Here is an 18,885-nt window from a genome sequence, read left to right as displayed (position 1 = left end):
CATGGCGTTTTTTCACTTCTCCGCGCAGTAAAATACCCCATATAAGTTTGATTTATCCATCCCTGAAAAAATAACGCACTATTTTAGTTCTTATCGGGACGAGTGACTCCTCTCACACTATCAAACATCCGACATGGTTTTGGCTGTTTTCTGCTCGCAGTTTACGAATTTTTCGGCTTTATTAGTAAATGATAAATAAATGTTACCCATTTGTGATGCGTAAAATAAAAAAGTAACAGAGCCGGTCAGGAGGAATGAATGGACTTAATTACAGAGTGGCTGGGGACGTTAAACGGCATTGTATGGGGCGTACCAATGCTGGTGGGGATACTGGGCGTAGGGCTGTTTATGCAGGTACGACTCAGTTTTTTGCCGATCCGTAAACTGGGTACCGGGTTTAAATTACTGTTTCAGCGTAATGAATCGCGCGGGGAAGGGCAGATCTCGCCGTTCAATGCGCTGATGACCGCGCTGTCCGCAACTATCGGAACCGGTAATATTGCGGGTGTGGCAACGGCGGTCGTGATGGGCGGGCCGGGCGCACTGTTCTGGATGTGGATGACGGCACTGGTCGGCATGGCAACAAAATATTCAGAAGCGGTACTGGCAGTCCGCTTTCGTGAAGTGGATAAATACGGGCAATACGTTGGCGGCCCGATGTATTACATCAAAAATGGTTTAGGTCCGAAATGGATTTGGCTGGGTACACTGTTTGCTTTCTTTGGTGCCTGCGCGAGTTTTGGTATCGGAAATACGGTTCAGGCAAACTCAGTGGCGGATGTGCTGGAAAGTAACTTCGGTGTAGATAAATGGGTAACCAGTGCTGTGCTGGTGGTGCTGGTTGGCGCAGTATTGATTGGCGGGATCCGCCGTATCTCTGATGTTGCGGGTAAACTTGTGCCCTTTATGACAGTCGGCTATTTCGGCGCGGGTTTAGTGGTACTGGCGCTGAATGTCAGTGAAATTCCGGCGGCATTCTCACTGATTGTTACCTCTGCATTTACCCCGGTGGCAGCACAGGGCGGTTTTGCCGGTGCCGCAGTCTGGGCAGCTATCCGTTTTGGTGTGGCGCGCGGTGTGTTTTCCAATGAGGCGGGTCTTGGTAGTGCGCCGATTGCCCATGCTGCGGCAAAAACACAAAACCCTATCCGTCAGGGACTGATCGCCATGCTCGGCACCTTTATTGATACTATTATTGTTTGTTCCGTCACCGGACTGACGATTGTGATTATGGGCGGTTGGTTAACCAGCGAAACCGGTGCAACAATGACCGCATCATCCTTTAAAGCCGCAATTCCGGGCGGTAATTATATTGTGGCGGTTGCGCTAACCATTTTTGCATTCACCACTATCCTCGGCTGGAGTTTTTATGGTGAGAAATGTGTTCAGTATCTTTTTGGTCTGAAAGCGATCAAAGTATTCCGCGTGTTATGGATTATTGCTTTACCGATTGGTGCCACGCAGTCTCTCGATTTTGTCTGGCTGCTGGCGGACACGCTGAATGCGATGATGGCTATTCCGAACCTGATTGCACTGATGTTACTCAGTCCTGTGGTGTACCGCCTGACGCGGGATCATATCCGTGATATTAATGCAGACAGTATTACGGACAGTGCTGCGGACAGTAAGGATATAACAAATCAGTTATACGACAAAAAATAGTCAGTCGGTGGGTCGGATCATCAGCAAGTGCAGCCGCGGCTGCACTTGCTGATGTAATTGAACTATTAATTTGTCTCAGGAGTGAGCCAGAACAATCCGCTGCCATCCAGTGCCGTAAAGGTTTTATGCAACATCAGGCTGTCTGCCTGTGGATCTAAATCCCGGAAAGTTTCCGGATGCAGAAATGTTGCTATCGCCTCAACGGCAATAATATTGAACGGAGTATCATAGTATTGCTGATACAGCGCCAATACGCGTTTTTCCTGATAAGCACTCAGGTGTTGCAGTTTCGGACGCGCCATCAGGTTTGACAGAGCCGGAACCGCCCTGGCGACAGAGCCTGTATAACCGAGCGGGACTGAGGCGCTGCCTTTGCGGGTACTTTCCCAGTCTGCTACCGTCATCAGATAAAATTGCGGATCAGCGGCAATGATCTGCTCTTCGCTGACTTCACCGCCCATTGTGTTTTTAAACCAGTCCGCACCCAGGTTATGACCGCCTGCGGCAGTAACAAACTCCCCGAAATTGCCGTTGCCGAATGTTTTGCAGCAACTGTTTTCCCCGGCAAGACCGGCTGCCCGTTCAATAAAGACGGTTGGTTGTTTATCTGCGGGGATTTGTGCGACGCGTGAGCGGATAAGGGTCAGGCGCTGGTTGTAAAAATCATTAAAGGCTTCAGCTTGTTTCTCCTGCCCGAATACCTGTCCCAGCAGTGTCATGCCCGGTGGTGTATTTTTCAGCGGGGATTGACGAAAATCGACAAATATGACCGGAATACCACTTTTTTCCAGTAGATCCAATGTGCCGCTTTCGGTCACTTTACTGTGTAATCCGGTATCAAAAATAACAAGATCCGGCTGATATGTCAGTGCATTCTCGACACTGAAATCTGTCGTGTACGGGTTTGGAAATACAGGAATATCGGCCAGTTGCGGAAACGCTTTCTCATAGGCGATGCGTAGATCAGGCGCTTTTTTAGTCAGCGCATCATCCCATGCAACAATGCCTTTGAGTGGTTCCGCCGGGTGCAGAATATTCAGAGCAACCAGTACCCGGCTGTCAGCCAGCATAATGCGGGAGACAGGCGCATTAACAGTAACGGTACGCCCGGCGATATCGGTGACGGTTACCGGTTTTGCAGTCGCATTGAATGACAGCAGTATCAGCAGCATTGTTATACAGGTATTCAGAAAACGAGCCGGAAAATGTCCGGCAGCGTGAGTATGTTGATTCATCATATTAAACGCTTATCTGTTAAAAGGTGACGGATGCCTGAGCAAAGAAGGTGCGTGGTTGTCCGGCATAAATACCGTAATTATTATCTGTGGATCGGGTAAAATTGGCCTGATCAAACAGATTTTTTACCCCGGCGGACAGTGTCAGATCTGACCATTGCGGACCGAAATGATACTCTCCGCGCGCATCCCACATCATATACCCGGGGATTATGCCGTAACGCCCGTCAGCACTGCCTTCGGTGATATAGTCTTTCCCGGTTCCCGGTGATTGCTGCTTTGATTGTGCGTAAGTATTGAGATTCCAGACCCAGTTGCCGGTTTCATAACGGGTTCCGGCGGTAAAGACCTGGCGGGAATAGAATGGCAGGTCTTTGTCAGCAAAATTACCGCGTTTACTGACGGCTTTGGTGTAGGTGTAAGTGCTGTAAATACTGGTGCCGTCGAGCACCGGGGCAATCTCACTCAAATCATAATTTACCGCCAGCTCAATACCCTGATGTGTTGTGGCGCCGAGGTTTGTCCAGCCGGTGGAGTTTTCGATATATTGCAGCTGATCATTAAAATCGATATAGAAAACTGTTGCTTCAGCAGAAAGCAATCCGTTATCAAACCGGGTGCCGACTTCATAGTTATGCGCTTTTTCCGCACTCAGTCCGTTTGCCGGATCATTACCTGCACCACCGGTATTGAGCTGGAAGTATTGCAGACTACCGAAAGAGCTTCCGGTATTTGCAAAAATTTTCCATTGGTCATCAATATGATAGATAACGGACAGTGCCGGCAGAGGCTCACTGTAGCTTTTGCTGCGATACTGATTACGGAAACCATCATCCAGATGAATATTAATGTTTTCATAACGCAGCCCCGGGATAATCGTCCAGTTGCCTGCATTGATCGTATCATCAATATAGATAGCATGGGCTTCGGTACCGCCGGATGTGTGCTGATAATAATCACCGGTATCCGGGCGTGAACTCTGTGACCCTGTCTGATACCAGCCGGAGCGATAGGCTTTTTCATCAGCGGTTTCATTCAGATAGCGATAGCCTAAGGTGATCTCATGAGACTGATTATCAAAGCGGAACAGTTGCGAATAGCTCGGTTCGATGGCATACGCGGTGTAATGACGCGGATAAGATATCAGGCGGCTGTTACCGGCATTTTTATCTTTTCCTTCACTCTCAATATAGCTGCCGCGATAGCTTTTGCTGAACCAGGTCAGTAATTCAAATTGCTTATCATCTTCCTGATGACGGTATTTGAATGACATATCCTGCCGGTTACCCTCAAAGCGGTCAAATGAGCGGACAGACTGATAGGGATCTGCTTTATATTGTGCATCGGTCAGCCCGCCCGGCATCCCGGACTGAGCATGGTAATAGTGAAAATTAGCCAGTAATTCATCCGTCTCGCTCAGGGCATAGCGGGTTTTAAGAATAATATCGTCGATATCGGTATTATCATTATTTTTGCGGTATCCCTGACCGTGCAGGCCGGAGTAGAGCAACAGTGCACCTGCCGAGCCATCTTCTTTTGAGCCACCCACAGAGGCATCTGTCAGTGTTTTCAGCCCGCCGGTGCGGGCACCCTGTGTTTTAACCGATGCGGAGCCGCCAAAGGTTGCCGGAATTGGTTTGGTGACAAAATTAATCACACCGCCCACATTTTGTGGCCCGTAGCGGACAGAAGTCGCGCCGCGCATAACGTCTATACTGTTTATTGACCCTAAAGAGAGCGGGGACATTGATAGCTGAGGCTGACCATAGGGAGCGGCTGCCAGCGGAATACCATCGAGAAGAATGGTGGAGCGCGGGGAAAGCCGTGCGGGAAGCCCGCGGATCCCGACATTCAATGAAACATCACTGCCACCGGTGCCGTTACTGTCACGCACCTGAACCCCCGGAATACCACGCAGTGCATCTGCAACAGTTTGTGCACCGGACTCATCAATCTGTTTTTTATTTCTGATGGTCCTGGCACCGCCGTGATTCAGCAATATGTCACTGTTGTCAGCGTTATCCAGCCAGTTGCCGACAACAACAATCGGCTCTTCTTTGTTTTCTGCTCCGGCAGATCCTGCAAAGCAGACAGAGGAAAGGGAAAAAGCCAGCAGAGTAAGTCGGTGGTGTGTGTGACGGGCTGTCATAATTGCTTAGTATTCCGTAAGAAAATAAGAAGCGCAATGATAATAATAACCATTACTATAACGCAATGTTTTTTTAACAAAAGGTTACACAAATGCTGATTTTACGCAGTTGTATCACGTCGGGAAATATTGAGAATGTTAATCATTCGTTTTTTTAAATGTGTTGCGATGTTTAATATTTGCTTTAGATCAAGCAAAGTTGTGATTGCCGGTAAAACGTCTTTTATCCGGTCTGAATTGGCGTATCCTTATGTTGCATATGAAATACAACTTATAAGGAAGCAAGAGCATGTACTGTGTGCAATGTGAACAAACGATGCGTACGCCGGTGGGTAATGGCTGTGCTTATTCCCAGGGCATGTGTGGTAAAACATCAGAAACATCAGACTTACAGGATCTGCTGGTCGCGGTGCTGGAAAGTCTTTCTGCGTGGGCAGTTGCTGCACGTGAATCGGGTATCATCGATCACGACACAGACAGCTTTGCGCCGCGTGCTTTTTTCTCAACATTAACCAACGTCAATTTTGATTCAGAGCGCATTATCGGTTATGCACAGGAAGCGGTTTACCTGCGCGACAGACTGATGAAACTCTGCATGGAAAAAAATCCGGCAATGGTTCTGGATCACCCGTTAGCAAACCTGCAACTGAAGGGCACGGATATTGCGACACTGGTGAAACAGTCTGAAGAATTTGCACTGAATAAAGATAAACAGACAGTCGGTGATGATATTCACGGTCTGCGTATGCTTTGCCTGTACGGACTGAAAGGTGCGGCAGCGTATATGGAACACGCCCATGTGCTGGGCAAATACAGCAATGATATCTACAGCCAGTACCATAAACTGATGGCATGGCTGGGTACAACGCCATCAGATATGAATGAATTATTAAATAATTCAATGGCAATTGGTCAGATGAACTTTGCTGTGATGGAAATTCTGGATGCAGGTGAAACCGCGTTATACGGTAACCCGTCACCAACCACAGTGAATGTGCGCCCGGTTGCGGGTAAAGCAATTTTAATTTCAGGTCATGACCTGAAAGACCTGCATATGCTGTTACAGCAGACCGAAGGCAAAGGGATCAACGTTTACACCCATGGTGAAATGTTACCTGCTCACGGTTATCCTGAACTGAATAAATACAAGCATTTAGTCGGAAACTACGGCAGCGGCTGGCAGAATCAGCAAACTGAGTTTGCTAAATTCCCGGGCCCGGTTGTGATGACATCCAACTGTATTATCGACCCGAATGTCGGTAATTATACCAACCGTATCTGGACCCGCAGTATTGTCGGCTGGCCGGGTGCGAAGCATCTTGTTGGTGATGATTTCAGCGATATTATCGAACAGGCACAGGGCATGGACGGTTTCCCGTACAGCGAAATCGAACACCTGATCACTGTCGGCTTTGGTCGTGAAACATTGCTGAGTGCAACTGATGCGGTTATCGACCTTGTTGCAACGAAAAAACTGCGTCATGTTTTCCTGATCGGCGGTTGTGACGGCAGCCTGGGTGAGCGTAGCTATTACACTGATTTAGCGCGTGAAGTTCCGCAGGATTGCGTAATTTTAACTCTTGGTTGTGGTAAATACCGTTTCAATAAACTGGATTTCGGCACTCTGGAAGGCGGATTACCACGTCTGCTTGATGTCGGTCAGTGTAACGATGCGTACTCTGCGATTATGCTGGCAGTGAAACTGGCAGAAAAATTAGGTTGCGGTGTTAACGACTTACCATTAAGTCTGGTGTTATCCTGGTTTGAGCAGAAAGCGATTGTTATCCTCCTGACCCTGTTGTCATTAGGCGTGCAAAATATCTTTACCGGCCCGACCGCACCTGCATTCCTGACCGAAAATCTGCTGAATGTACTGAATGAAAAATTCGGTATGCGCCCGATTACCACTGTTGAAAACGACTTACACGCTATTTTAGGCGAGTAATCGCTGTAACTGTTATAACCGGAGAGTGCCCGCGCGGCGTTCTCCGGACGGAGTCAGGAGAGCCCGATGACAATGCCGACGTCTTTATGTCCGAACCGCATGCAGGTCCATTCTGTTAAGCAGGAAACCCCGGATGTGTGGACTATCAATCTGATCAATAACGATTTCTATCAGTACAATCCCGGACAGTATACGCTGGTCAGCATCCGTAACAGCGGCGAAACGCTGCGTGCTTATACCTTATCTTCCACACCTGAACTCAGTCCGTTTCTGAGCCTGACGGTCCGCCGTCTGGATGACGGACAGGGTTCCGGCTGGCTGACACATGATGTGAAGCCGGGTGATTTTCTGTGGCTGTCTGATGCGCAGGGTGAATTTACCTGTGCATCCCGTCCGGCAGACCGTTATCTGATGCTGGCGGCGGGCTGTGGCGTGACACCGGTGATGTCGATGACCCGCTGGATACTGAATCGTCAGCCGGAAAGTCAGGTCACTGTGATTTTTAATGTGCGTGATAAGCAGCAGGTGATTTTTGCACAGGAATGGCAGCATTTGCTGAGCGTGTTTCCTGAGCGTATGCGTCTGATCCTGATGGTGGAAAACAGTGATGAAGCAGATGATTTACTGGCGGGTCGTTTGTCAGAGGAAAAATTGCGCTCATTGATCCCGGATATTGCACAACATACTGTTATGACCTGCGGCCCCGCGCCGTATATGAAAAATGTGCAGGCATTTTGTCAGTCACTGAATGTGGCACCGGGCTGTTTCTTTATGGAACGTTTCGGACCGGAACCGGAAGCTGAAACCGGTGAAAAAACGATCACAATGACTATTCAGTCTCCGTTGCGTCAGGTGACTGTACCGGTGGGAATGACATTGCTGGCGGCAATGGAAGCCAACAGTGTACCGGTAATGGCGGCATGTCGTGCCGGTGTTTGCGGCAGTTGTAAAACCCGGATCCGCAGTGGCGAATACACCACAACCAGCACCATGACACTGACGCCGGCAGAAATTGAACAGGGTTATGTATTGGCATGCAGTTGCCAGTTACAGGGTAATGTTGAATTAGCCTGATCCCGACCCGTATATACCTTTATTCATTCAAACTGCAGGTTCGTTGGCGGCGTGAAGCCAGCCGGGTCACATACTGATGTATGCTCCCCGTCTATCTTCCCTTGCCGCCTGCCTGCATCTCGGATGACGTTGGGTACAACACCATTGTAGTGATAAAAAAGTGCCGTCTGACGGCACTTTTTTCATTTCAGGCAGCAATAAATCCGTTTTGTCGCTATGCTATACTGTTGATAACAAAAAAAGGATTTTGGATAATGAACAATGCAGAATTTGTCACCCGCGCACTGACTGATGTTCTCGGTAAACATATCGGGGATGAAGCATTAGTCGATACCTATTTCTCCCGTCATTATGTTCAGGTGGTGAATGGTCAGACAATTCAGTTTCCTGAATTTCTTGCCCATCTTAATGCGCTTAAAATGGCCACCCGGTCTATTGTTATCGAGATAAAATCTATCGCACAGGGCGAACAGTGCGTGCATACACAGCATATTGCAAAAGCGGAAAAAATTACCGGTGAGTTTGTCATCTTTGAGGTTTTTGCCTGTTTTCATCTGGCCGACGGTAAAATTATCCGTTGTGAAGAAGTGACCCGGCAGCTTTCCGGCGATGAGGCTGACAGTGATTTGGGCTCCCGCATCTGAAATACTATACCCTTATTCATTCAAACTGCAGGTTCGTTGGCCGCACTCCGCCAGCCGGGTCACATACTGATGTATGCTCCCCGGCAATCGGAGCTTGCCGCCTTCCTGCATCTTGAATGACGTTGGGTATATTTAATAAATGCTTTTTAGTTAAATGCTTTCTAAACGAAAACGGTTTAATCCTCGCCATATAATTTACGGGAGTTATAATTCGCACCGCATTTAAGGTGCAGTATCTCGTTAGGCGAGGCTCCTATACAAACAGAGGTTGCTGATCTGACGACGTCGCGAGACGCCCAAGATTAGGACAGGTTATATCGAATGAAGGTATAACCCGAAGTAACTTCCTGCTTATTTTTGCAGGATACGTTGTATAGTGCTAAAACCGAGACGTGAGATAGCCTACGCATTCTCTCATCTGGTTTCGCCCCTATTGGAGTGCTGTTTGAAGTTCATAACAGACATTAGGGTCACACATCATGAAATTAACTCACTACGAAAAAGCGGATACGCTGGTCATGACCACGCCATCCGTCAATCCGCCACATCAAACCGAACGCCAGACGCATACCGATGAAGACGCCGTCAGTGCTTACATGAGCCAGGCTTACATCCGCGTGGCAGTATCTGACACCATCGCACAGGTAAAACACGTTCTGCGTGAAGAGCTTGAAGGCGAGCAAATTCCCACCTATTTATATGTACTGGATGAGGATAATTACCTGAATGGTATTCTGCCGGTGAAAGCATTGCTGACATCCGGGGAAGAGCTGTTTGTTGCGGAGGTGATGCGTCAGAATTACTTCTTCGTTTCACCGGAACAGACACGCCATGACGTGTATGAGCTGATTAACAACAGCGGGATTGATACTGTACCGGTGGTACAGTTCGGTAAATTGACCGGTATTCTGCGCCCGCAGGATATCGCGGAACTGATTGAGGATGAGAATACGCAGGATGCGGCATTGCAGGGGGGGTCACAGCCGCTGGATGAGCCGTATCTGAGTACCAGCCCGGTCACACTGTGGCGCAAGCGTGCAGTCTGGCTGCTGATGCTGTTTGTGGCAGAAGCGTACACCGGAACGGTTCTCAAGGCATTTGAGGATCAGCTGGAAGCGGCTATTTCACTGGCATTCTTTATTCCGTTGCTGATAGGCACCGGTGGTAACAGTGGTACACAGATAACCTCGACACTGGTGCGTGCAATGGCGCTCGGGGAAGTGGGGCTGCGAAATATCGGTGCGGTACTGCGCAAAGAGCTGACCACCTCACTGATGGTGGCATTCACCATGGGCTGTGCCGGGATGATCCGTGCCTGGTTCCTTGGCGTTGGTCCGGAAATAATGATTGTGGTCAGTCTGACACTGGTCTGTATTACTGTCTGGAGTGCGGTTGTTTCATCCATCATTCCGATGGTGCTTCAGCGACTGAAAGTTGACCCTGCGGTTGTTTCCGCGCCGTTTATTGCCACTTTGATTGACGGCACCGGGCTGATTATCTATTTCGAAATCGCCAGACACGTTATGACGGATCTGGTGTAACACAGACAGTATCGGCAACAAGAACACTTTTACAATGACGGCACAGGTATTGGCTCTCCCCGCGTAACACTTTATTGTGACGGCGGACAGTCAGTTCATGTGCCGTTTTGCATTGGCAGCGGTAAGTAAATGTCCGGCTGCGTACAGATGTCACATCAAACTGATGTGTTCTTGCCGCGGGCATGCCCAGCACGGAACTCATCATCCATTGCCACGCCTTCCCGTGAGGTGCGACCCGCCCGAAACGACGGTAAACCAGCAGGTGCGCCAGCTCGTGCGGGATAACATCCTGAATAAACTGTTCACCATTTTCAGTCAGCAGAACCGGGTTCAGCCGGATCTCCCATTTTTGCAGACAAGCACTGCCCGCAGTGGTGCCGCGCTGGCGGTAATTCAGTTCAGGTTCGGGAAATGTTTCATTAAGCGCAAGATTTGCGCGGGCTAAATAGTCGCGCAGCGTTTGCATACACGCCTGTTGTAATGCAGTGGGGACACGGATTGGTTTCATGAAAGCAGCTTAACGACACCCGGAAAAAGCTGCAACCGTTATCAGGGCATTGAATATATCTAAAAACAATATAATATAATTATATATAATGTAATAAGGAACAATTAGGATGATATCCACACAGCTTGCCGATATGCAGGAAGCCGCCGCCGGTGTCGCGGCATTACTGAAAACTCTGGGAAATCCTGACCGTTTACTGCTGTTATGCCAGTTGAGTCAGGGTGAGTGCAATGTCAGTGAACTGGAAGCACGCTCAGGCATCAGTCAGCCGACACTTTCACAGCAACTGACTGTATTGCGCAATGAGGGACTGGTCAGCACCCGTCGCGAAGGAAAACGCATTTATTATTCTGTGGCAGATGAAAAAGTGCTGGCGCTGCTGAATACCTTATATCAGCTCTATTGCCCGAAAAGAGAGGATAAACCGGATGACTATTGATATGGCGGCATTTACGCCGGGAAGTGCTGCACTCGGGGGGGTGATTATCGGCCTTGCTGTCTCAGCACTGCTCCTGCTGAACGGGCGGATTGCCGGGATCAGCGGTATTCTCGCCAATGCATTTTCACCGCACAGCGGCTGGCGGATAGCCTTTGTTGGCGGGCTGATTATTTCCCCGTGGATTTATTTTTTGATTCAGGGGCAGCCTGATGTGGTGATAGCCGCGGACTATCCGCTGCTGATTGTTGCCGGTTTGCTGGTCGGGTTTGGTACGCGCCTGGGCAGTGGTTGCACCAGCGGACATGGCATTTGCGGCATGGCAAGACTGTCGAAGCGCTCTTTTGCAGCGGTTGCGGTATTTATGGTCAGTGCATTTCTGACCGTATGGTTAATGAAGTAAGGAGGCATTTGTGCAGGTTATTTTTGCATTAGTCAGCGGTGTATTATTCGGGCTGGGATTATTGGTTGCCGGAATGGGTAATCCGCAAAAAATACATTCTTTTCTGGATATCACCGGAAATTGGGATCCCTCTTTATTTGTGACGATGACTGTCGCAATGAGTATCAGTATGGTGGCTTTTGTTATTGCAAAACGCCGTAAAACGTCGTTCTGTGGTGAGCAGGTACAATTACCGTCCAATACACGAATCGATAAACCTCTGCTGACCGGCGCATTATTGTTCGGGATTGGCTGGGGGCTCGCAGGTATTTGTCCGGGACCCGGTATATTATTGTCGGGTATGGGAAATATAAAAGGTATCGTTTTTACTTTTTCGATGATGACAGGAATGTATATATTTCATATAAATTCCCGCAACAAAAATCAGAATTAAAGGTATTTTAAACAAAACAAGTTTGGATTAAAAATAATACCGAAATGTAATTAATGGTATGCCGGACCTGAATGAATACCTGATAAAAAAACCGGCACGGAGGCCGGTTTTTGTCTTTCAGCATTCAGGTGCGTGTGGTGCGGGTCTTATTTCAGACCTGCCGCATCACGCAACTGTTCTGCTCTGTCTGTTTTTTCCCACGGGAACTGAGGGCGGCCGAAGTGACCGTATGCAGCTGTTTCCTGATACATCGGATGCAGCAGATCAAGCATCTGGATCAGACCATACGGACGCAGGTCAAAGAATTCACGCACCAGCAGCGTCAGTTGTTCATTGCTGATTTTTCCTGTGCCGAATGTTTCCACCATGATTGAGGTTGGCTCAGCCACACCAATCGCATAAGAAACCTGGATTTCACAACGATCAGCAAGACCGGCTGCGACAATATTTTTTGCCACATAACGTGCAGCGTAAGCCGCTGAGCGGTCAACTTTAGACGGATCTTTACCTGAGAATGCACCGCCGCCGTGACGAGCCATGCCGCCGTAAGTATCGACGATAATTTTACGTCCGGTCAGACCACAGTCACCCATTGGTCCGCCAATCACAAAGCGACCGGTCGGGTTAATGAAGTATTTGGTCGTCGGGTTCAGCCACTCAACCGGCAGAACCGGTTTGATTATCTCTTCCATTACCGCTTCATGCAGGTCTTTCTGAGTAACGTCTTCAGAGTGCTGCGTTGACAGAACAACCGCATCGATACCGACAATGTTGTTGTTATCATACCGGAATGTAATCTGGCTTTTTGCATCCGGGCGCAGCCACGGAAGGATACCGCTTTTACGTACTTTAGCCTGACGCTCAACCAGACGGTGTGCGTAAGTGATTGGCGCGGGCATTAATACGTCGGTTTCGTTTGATGCATAACCGAACATTAAGCCCTGGTCGCCGGCACCCTGTGAGGCCGGATCTTCGCGGTCAACGCCCTGATTGATGTCAGCAGACTGTTTGCCGATGGCGCTGATTACGGCGCAGGAATCAGCATCAAAGCCCATTGATGAGCTGGTATAACCAATTTCGCGGACAGTGCGGCGTGTTATTTCTTCGATATCAACCCAGGCTTTGGTGGTGATTTCTCCGCCCACCATGACCATGCCGGTTTTGACATAGGTTTCACAGGCAACACGCGCTTTGGGATCTTGTTCTAAAATCGCATCAAGGACTGCATCCGAAATTTGGTCGGCAATTTTATCCGGGTGTCCTTCAGATACGGACTCAGAAGTGAAAAGATGTGTGCTCATTGTTTTTCTACCTTAAGTAAACTTCCGGTACATTGATGGATGTATTAACTTCTAGACGGCTATTCTAAGTTAAAATCGGCAGCGGTTCCAGAAATTTTATAGCGACGACAAATTTTTCACCTTTTTTTCTCTGTCCTCAGAATGTATTACCGGTATGTCTTATTTTTTTACACCTGTTTGTCATTTTGATTTTGCATTTTTGTGTCATTAACGGTATAAACTGCGCCCAATAGCTGTCAGTTTTCCTGCAGTTATAAATGGCAGAAACTCCGGTTTTCTGTGTGATTCTGGCGGGGGTTACAGCGAGTAACTCTGTGTGGGGGTAAATGGGTTGATAAACCATTATCTGCTGCTTGTTGACGTTCAACAGCCACGTGCGGTAATGCATGTGTCCGCGTCGTTTTCCACTTCTTCTTTTCCTGTACTGTCTTCCTCTCCGGCTGACGTGTTTTCTGCGCGATGTTATTCGTATCTGCTTCATTCGGGCAGACAGAACAACGCAAGCAGACGGAGCAGCCGGCTGAATCCGTAAAATCTGTGTCCGGTTTTGCCGGATGATGTAATCCATTTTGAATTTTTACTTGTCAACAGGACAGATTTATCCCACGGTGAAGGGGGATAGGCTTATGTCAGCCATACAGGTAAGTTTCACTCCAGAATCAGGAGATGACCAATGAATGATAATATCGCGCTGAAGATGCAGCAGACTTATAATATTGAGTACTGGGGCGGCAGCTATTATGGTGTTAATGACCTGGGTCATGTCACCGTCTGCCCTAATCCGGATATGCCACAGGCGAAAATCGACCTGGCAGAGCTGGTCAGTAAAGTACAGAAAGAACGTGAACACATCCGTTTACCGGCACTGTTCTGCTTTCCGCAGATTTTGCAACATCGTCTGCGTTCTATTAATGCTGCATTTAAACGCGCCCGTGAATCCTACGGTTACAAGGGTGATTATTTCCTGGTTTACCCGATTAAGGTAAATCAGCAGCGCCGCGTGATTGAAACCCTGGTAAATGCCGGGGAGCCGCTGGGGCTGGAAGCCGGTTCCAAAGCGGAACTGATGGCGGTACTGGCTCACGCCGGAATGACCCGCAGCGTGATTGTCTGTAACGGTTATAAAGACCGTGAATATATCCGCCTGGCACTGATGGGCGAGAAACTCGGTCATAAAATGTATCTCGTTATTGAAAAAATGTCTGAAATAGCGGTGGTGTTGCAGGAGGCGAAAAGCCTCGATGTTGTGCCGCGCTTAGGTGTGCGGGCGCGTCTGGCGTCTCAGGGCTCCGGTAAATGGCAGGCGAGTGGTGGTGAAAAATCCAAGTTCGGTCTGGCAGCGACTCAGGTGCTGCAACTGATCGAAATGCTCCGTCAGGCAGACAGCCTGGATAGCCTGCAATTGCTGCATTTCCACCTCGGTTCACAGATGGCGAATATCCGTGATATCGCGACAGGCGTGCGTGAATCCGCCCGTTTTTATGTGGAACTGCATAAATTAGGGGTCAATATTCAGTGCTTTGATGTCGGCGGCGGTCTGGGTGTGGATTATGAAGGCACCCGCTCGCAGTCTGACTGCTCAGTCAATTACGGGCTGAATGAATATGCCAATAATGTTATCTGGGCAATTGGTGATGCCTGCGAAGAGCACGGATTGCCGCATCCGACGGTGATTACCGAATCAGGGCGCGCCCTGACCGCGCATCATACTGTGTTGGTGTCAAATGTCATCGGTGTGGAGCGCAATGAGTTTCCGCTTGCGCCGCCACCGGCAGAGGATGCACCGCGTCCGGTCGCCAGCCTGTGGGAAACCTGGGAAGAGATGCAGACCAAAGGCAATGCCCGCTCACTGCGTGAGTGGCTGCATGACAGCCAGCTTGACCTGCATGATATTCACACGCAATACGCGCAGGGGATGCTTTCCCTGACAGAACGCGCCTGGGCGGAAGGGTTATACCTGAATATCTGTCGCCGCATCCAGCAGGATCTTGACCCGAGCAACCGTGCGCACCGTCCGATTATCGATGAACTGCAGGAGCGCATGGCAGATAAATTCTATGTGAATTTCTCGCTGTTTCAGTCGCTGCCGGATGCGTGGGGTATTGATCAATTATTCCCTGTGCTGCCGATTGAAGGGCTGGATAAGCCATTGGATCGCCGTGCGGTTCTGCTGGATATTACCTGTGATTCAGATGGTATTATTGATCATTATGTCGATGGTGACGGTGTCGCAACAACCATGCCGATGCCGTCTTATGACCCGGAAAATCCGCCGCTGCTGGGCTTTTTTATGATCGGCGCTTATCAGGAAATTCTCGGCAATATGCATAACTTGTTTGGTGATACTGCTGCGCTGGATGTGTATGTCGGTGAAAACGGGCAAATCCGCTATCTGGAAAGTGAAGCGGGTGATACGGTAGCCGACATGCTTCAGTATGTGAAACTGGATCCGAAAATTTTGCTGGAACGTTTCCGGGATCAGGTGAAAGTGTCTGATCTGGATGAAGCGGAACAGCAGGCCTTTACTGAAGAGTTCGAAAGTGGTCTTTACGGATATACGTATCTGGAAGATGAATAAATCTGTTTTTCGTTATTATATACCCAACATCATTCAGGCTGCAGTCAACGAACCTGCAGTTTGAATGAATCAGGGGTAAAACGTGAATAAGGAAGTATTATGCTCAACAGCACATTAGGTAATCAGACTGATAACTCATTAGTCTCTAATGCGTTTGGTTTTCTTCGTCTGCCACTGAATTTTCAGCCGTATACCAGTGATGCAGACTGGGTGATAACCGGGGTTCCGTTTGATATGGCAACCTCCGGACGTGCAGGTGCCCGCCAGGGACCTTCTGCTATCCGCCAGATCTCAACGAATCTGGCATGGGAAGGCAACCGCTGGCCGTGGACGTTTGACATGCGTGAACGTCTGAATGTGGTGGATTGCGGTGACCTGGTTTTTGCATTCGGTGATGCGCAGGACATGAGCGAAAAATTGCAGGCACATACTGAAAAAGTATTAGCATCCGGCAAAAAATGTCTCTCTTTCGGGGGTGATCATTTTGTGACGCTGCCACTGCTGCGTGCTCATGCAAAGCATTTCGGTAAAATGGCACTGGTGCATTTTGATGCACATACAGATACTTACGGTAACGGCAGCAAGTTTGACCACGGTACCATGTTTTATCATGCACCGAATGAAGGGCTGATTGACCCGGCGCATTCTGTGCAGATTGGTATCCGTACCGAACATGAAACAGATAACGGCTTTACGGTGATTGACGCCGCACAGGTTAATGACCGCACTGTGGATGATGTTATTGCCCAGGTGAAATCTATTGTCGGCGACCTGCCGGTGTACCTGACGTTTGATATAGACTGTCTGGATCCGGCCTTTGCGCCCGGCACCGGCACACCGGTTATCGGTGGACTGACCACGGATCGCGCCCTGAAACTGTTGCGCGGATTACAGCCGCTCAATATTGTCGGGATGGATTTGGTGGAAGTTGCTCCGGCGTATGACCAGTCAGATATTACCGCGCTGGCAGGTGCGACTATCGCGCTGGAAATGCTGTATTTACAGGCCGCCAAAAAAGGCTGAAGCCGGTAAATAAAACGGTAGATTAAATAGTAAATAAAAAAGACCTGCATGTTAATTGCGGGTCTTTTTGTTTATACCCAACATCATTCAAAATGCAGGAAGCCAACGAACCTGTGGTTTGAATGAATAAGGGTATATCTGCCGGATAAATTAACCGGCGACATAAAGACCTGCCCCTTCTCCGGCCGTTTTATACGAAATTTTATCATGTTCAAAAATATCTTTATCAGTCAGATTAAATGTTGCCTGTAATTTTTTAACCAGATAATTAATGGCTGTTTTTTGTTGTGGTGTTGCCGGGTCCCATATTTTTGTAGCGGTATTATATTTAGCAACAACTTCAATACCCAGGCTGTCGGTATTAAGTGGATAACGCGCAGGGTATTTTTTTACTTTTTCATTATTATGGATTTTAGTCGGCGCCCAGCCAAACCCTTTTATTTTTTTCGCTTCTTCTGCACTGCATGTTCCTTCTTCCATACAACGCGCACGAATTTTCCCGATATGGTAAGCGTATTTATTGGTATTCGCGGTCTGTCTTATTGTGCCGTCTTTATCAATAATAAAGTGGGTTCCGATACCGGATTGCCGGAATGAAGCAATAGCCGCAGACAGAGAATAACCATCGGTACGGTGGAGAATAATGGCGTGGATTACCGGCATATTACCTTTTTCAATATTAGTGATAATATCTTTTTTAATTATAATGTCAGCAGAGGATGAGGCAGGCGGTAATAAGTCAGCTTCCTTTTTATTACTTTCTGACGGGGATAATAAACGCATGTTTGTTTCTCCTTATCTATACCCTTATTCATTCAAACTGCAGGTTCGTTGGCTGCATCTTGAATGACGTTGGGCATATATTTATTCAAGTATAATTATTTTATTATTTAAATATGCATTATTAATTATGATGAATGTCATTTTTTTTTGATGATGAATTAAATACAGAATAAATAAATAACCTTAAGTGGAATTTCGAGGTTTTATTATGAGCCTTATGTGCTCCGACGCTTGCAACCTATAAAGAAGCGCGTATGGTTAATTGTTATTAATATCATAACGAAATACCTCACTCACATAGGAGCACACAATGTCACTAACGGGTAAAGTGGTTCTGGTCACCGGCGCTGCACAGGGAATTGGTCGTGGTATTGCATTACGGTTGGCAAAAGAGGGCGCAGATATTGCCCTGGTTGACCTGAAAGAAGAAAGTCTGGCAAAGGTTAAAAAAGAAGTGGAAGCGCTGGGACGTAAAGCCGTCACATTAGTCGCAGATATCAGTCAGCGTGATCAGGTTTTTGCGGTGGTGGATCAGGCTGAAAAAGCACTGGGCGGTTTTGATGTCATGGTAAATAACGCCGGTATCGCCCAGGTGAAAGCAATTGAAGATGTGCGGCCTGAAGATATGGACCGCATTTTCCGTATTAACGTTGACGGCACTATGTGGGGCATCCAGGCTGCAGCGGCAAAATTTAAAGCACGCGGACAGAAAGGGAAAATCATTAACGCTTCATCTATCGCAGGGCATGATGGTTTCGCTTTACTTGGTGTATATTCAGCCACAAAATTTGCCGTGCGTGCATTGACTCAGGCAGCCGCAAAAGAGTTTGCCAGCAGTGGTATTACTGTAAATGCGTATTGCCCGGGAATTGTCGGGACGGATATGTGGGTTGAAATTGATGAACGTTTCTCTGAGATTACCGGTGCGCCGAAAGGGGAAACCTACAAAAAATATGTCGATGGGATAGCACTTGGTCGTGCTCAAACCCCTGATGATGTCGCAGCGCTGGTATCGTTCCTGGCAAGCGATGATTCAGATTACATCACCGGCCAGGCTATCCTGACCGACGGTGGTATTGTTTACCGCTAGATCTCATTGTCACATCAGTCAGTTACACTGATAATCGGGTCCGCTCTATCATAAGATAGAGCGGATTTTTTTATATACCC

16 protein-coding genes and 1 riboswitch are annotated in these 18,885 nt (G+C 48.2%); of the genes, 11 read left to right on the top strand and 5 right to left on the bottom strand.

Annotation, left to right across the window (positions count from 1 at the left end; all coding sequences use genetic code 11):
* Nucleotides 1–258: 258 nt before the first annotated feature.
* Complete coding sequence (locus ACMHKJ_RS14745) at nt 259–1,662, top strand: alanine/glycine:cation symporter family protein (protein ID WP_413495039.1); 1,404 nt, start codon at nt 259–261, stop codon at nt 1,660–1,662.
* Nucleotides 1,663–1,727: 65 nt separating this feature from the next.
* Here ACMHKJ_RS14745 and ACMHKJ_RS14740 read toward each other — a convergent pair whose 3' ends face one another.
* Complete coding sequence (locus ACMHKJ_RS14740; RefSeq protein ID WP_413495193.1) at nt 1,728–2,897, bottom strand: ABC transporter substrate-binding protein; 1,170 nt, start codon at nt 2,895–2,897, stop codon at nt 1,728–1,730.
* A gap of 19 nt (nt 2,898–2,916) precedes the next feature.
* Nucleotides 2,917–5,046 (bottom strand): TonB-dependent receptor family protein, encoded by a 2,130-nt coding sequence (locus tag ACMHKJ_RS14735; protein WP_413495037.1) that lies wholly within the window; start codon nt 5,044–5,046, stop codon nt 2,917–2,919.
* Between the two features lie 289 nt (nt 5,047–5,335).
* Between ACMHKJ_RS14735 and hcp the strand changes: the two genes are divergently transcribed.
* The 4 genes from hcp to ACMHKJ_RS14715 all read left to right on the top strand — a co-directional run bounded on the left by hcp (nt 5,336) and on the right by ACMHKJ_RS14715 (nt 10,250).
* Nucleotides 5,336–6,991, top strand: a complete 1,656-nt coding sequence (gene hcp / locus ACMHKJ_RS14730; RefSeq protein WP_413495035.1) for a hydroxylamine reductase — start codon at nt 5,336–5,338, stop codon at nt 6,989–6,991.
* Nucleotides 6,992–7,057: 66 nt separating this feature from the next.
* Entirely contained in the window at nt 7,058–8,065 is a 1,008-nt protein-coding gene (hcr, locus tag ACMHKJ_RS14725; RefSeq protein ID WP_413495033.1) for an NADH oxidoreductase, read from the top strand.
* Nucleotides 8,066–8,319: 254 nt separating this feature from the next.
* On the top strand, nt 8,320–8,709 hold the full coding sequence (locus ACMHKJ_RS14720) for a nuclear transport factor 2 family protein (protein WP_413495031.1): 390 nt from the start codon (nt 8,320–8,322) through the stop codon (nt 8,707–8,709).
* A gap of 229 nt (nt 8,710–8,938) precedes the next feature.
* Nucleotides 8,939–9,113: riboswitch (M-box (ykoK) riboswitch) on the top strand.
* 114 nt (nt 9,114–9,227) lie between these two features.
* Nucleotides 9,228–10,250, top strand: a complete 1,023-nt coding sequence (locus ACMHKJ_RS14715) for a magnesium transporter (protein WP_223861204.1) — start codon at nt 9,228–9,230, stop codon at nt 10,248–10,250.
* On the opposite strand, the gene ACMHKJ_RS14710 is transcribed toward ACMHKJ_RS14715, so the two are convergent.
* Entirely contained in the window at nt 10,231–10,758 is a 528-nt protein-coding gene (locus tag ACMHKJ_RS14710; RefSeq protein ID WP_413495029.1) for a SprT family zinc-dependent metalloprotease, read from the bottom strand. The two genes, ACMHKJ_RS14715 and ACMHKJ_RS14710, sit on opposite strands and share 20 nt — an antisense overlap.
* 109 nt (nt 10,759–10,867) lie before the next feature.
* On the opposite strand from ACMHKJ_RS14710, the gene ACMHKJ_RS14705 reads away from it, so the two are divergent.
* From ACMHKJ_RS14705 to ACMHKJ_RS14695, 3 genes are read left to right on the top strand one after another with little or no spacing between them, the layout of a single operon-like run.
* A complete protein-coding gene (locus ACMHKJ_RS14705) occupies nt 10,868–11,197 on the top strand; it encodes an ArsR/SmtB family transcription factor (protein ID WP_413495027.1) in 330 nt (109 codons plus the stop codon).
* Complete coding sequence (locus tag ACMHKJ_RS14700) at nt 11,187–11,597, top strand: YeeE/YedE family protein (RefSeq protein ID WP_413495025.1); 411 nt, start codon at nt 11,187–11,189, stop codon at nt 11,595–11,597. The genes ACMHKJ_RS14705 and ACMHKJ_RS14700 overlap by 11 nt, the downstream gene beginning before the upstream one ends.
* 10 nt (nt 11,598–11,607) lie before the next feature.
* A complete protein-coding gene (locus ACMHKJ_RS14695; protein WP_413495024.1) occupies nt 11,608–12,030 on the top strand; it encodes a DUF6691 family protein in 423 nt (140 codons plus the stop codon).
* Between the two features lie 146 nt (nt 12,031–12,176).
* Here the strand turns inward: ACMHKJ_RS14695 and metK are convergent, their stop codons facing one another.
* Nucleotides 12,177–13,331 carry a methionine adenosyltransferase gene (metK, locus tag ACMHKJ_RS14690; RefSeq protein ID WP_413495022.1) on the bottom strand — a complete coding sequence of 385 codons (1,155 nt, stop codon included), beginning with the start codon at nt 13,329–13,331 and terminating at the stop codon, nt 12,177–12,179.
* A gap of 673 nt (nt 13,332–14,004) precedes the next feature.
* Here metK and speA point away from each other — a divergent pair.
* Nucleotides 14,005–15,909 carry a biosynthetic arginine decarboxylase gene (gene speA / locus ACMHKJ_RS14685; RefSeq protein ID WP_413495020.1) on the top strand — a complete coding sequence of 635 codons (1,905 nt, stop codon included), beginning with the start codon at nt 14,005–14,007 and terminating at the stop codon, nt 15,907–15,909.
* 99 nt (nt 15,910–16,008) lie between these two features.
* Nucleotides 16,009–16,932, top strand: coding sequence for an agmatinase (speB, locus tag ACMHKJ_RS14680; protein WP_413495018.1), 924 nt, complete (start codon nt 16,009–16,011; stop codon nt 16,930–16,932).
* Nucleotides 16,933–17,082: 150 nt separating this feature from the next.
* On the opposite strand, the gene ACMHKJ_RS14675 is transcribed toward speB, so the two are convergent.
* Complete coding sequence (locus ACMHKJ_RS14675) at nt 17,083–17,715, bottom strand: N-acetylmuramoyl-L-alanine amidase (RefSeq protein WP_413495016.1); 633 nt, start codon at nt 17,713–17,715, stop codon at nt 17,083–17,085.
* A gap of 310 nt (nt 17,716–18,025) precedes the next feature.
* Between ACMHKJ_RS14675 and ACMHKJ_RS14670 the strand changes: the two genes are divergently transcribed.
* A complete protein-coding gene (locus ACMHKJ_RS14670) occupies nt 18,026–18,805 on the top strand; it encodes an acetoin reductase (protein WP_413495014.1) in 780 nt (259 codons plus the stop codon).
* Nucleotides 18,806–18,885: the final 80 nt, after the last annotated feature.

Origin of the sequence: Morganella psychrotolerans (assembly GCF_965118875.1) — a bacterium.
Classification (GTDB): domain Bacteria; phylum Pseudomonadota; class Gammaproteobacteria; order Enterobacterales; family Enterobacteriaceae; genus Morganella; species Morganella psychrotolerans_C.
Note: the sequence above shows the minus strand (reverse complement) of the source record. Positions and strands in the feature narration are given on the sequence as shown.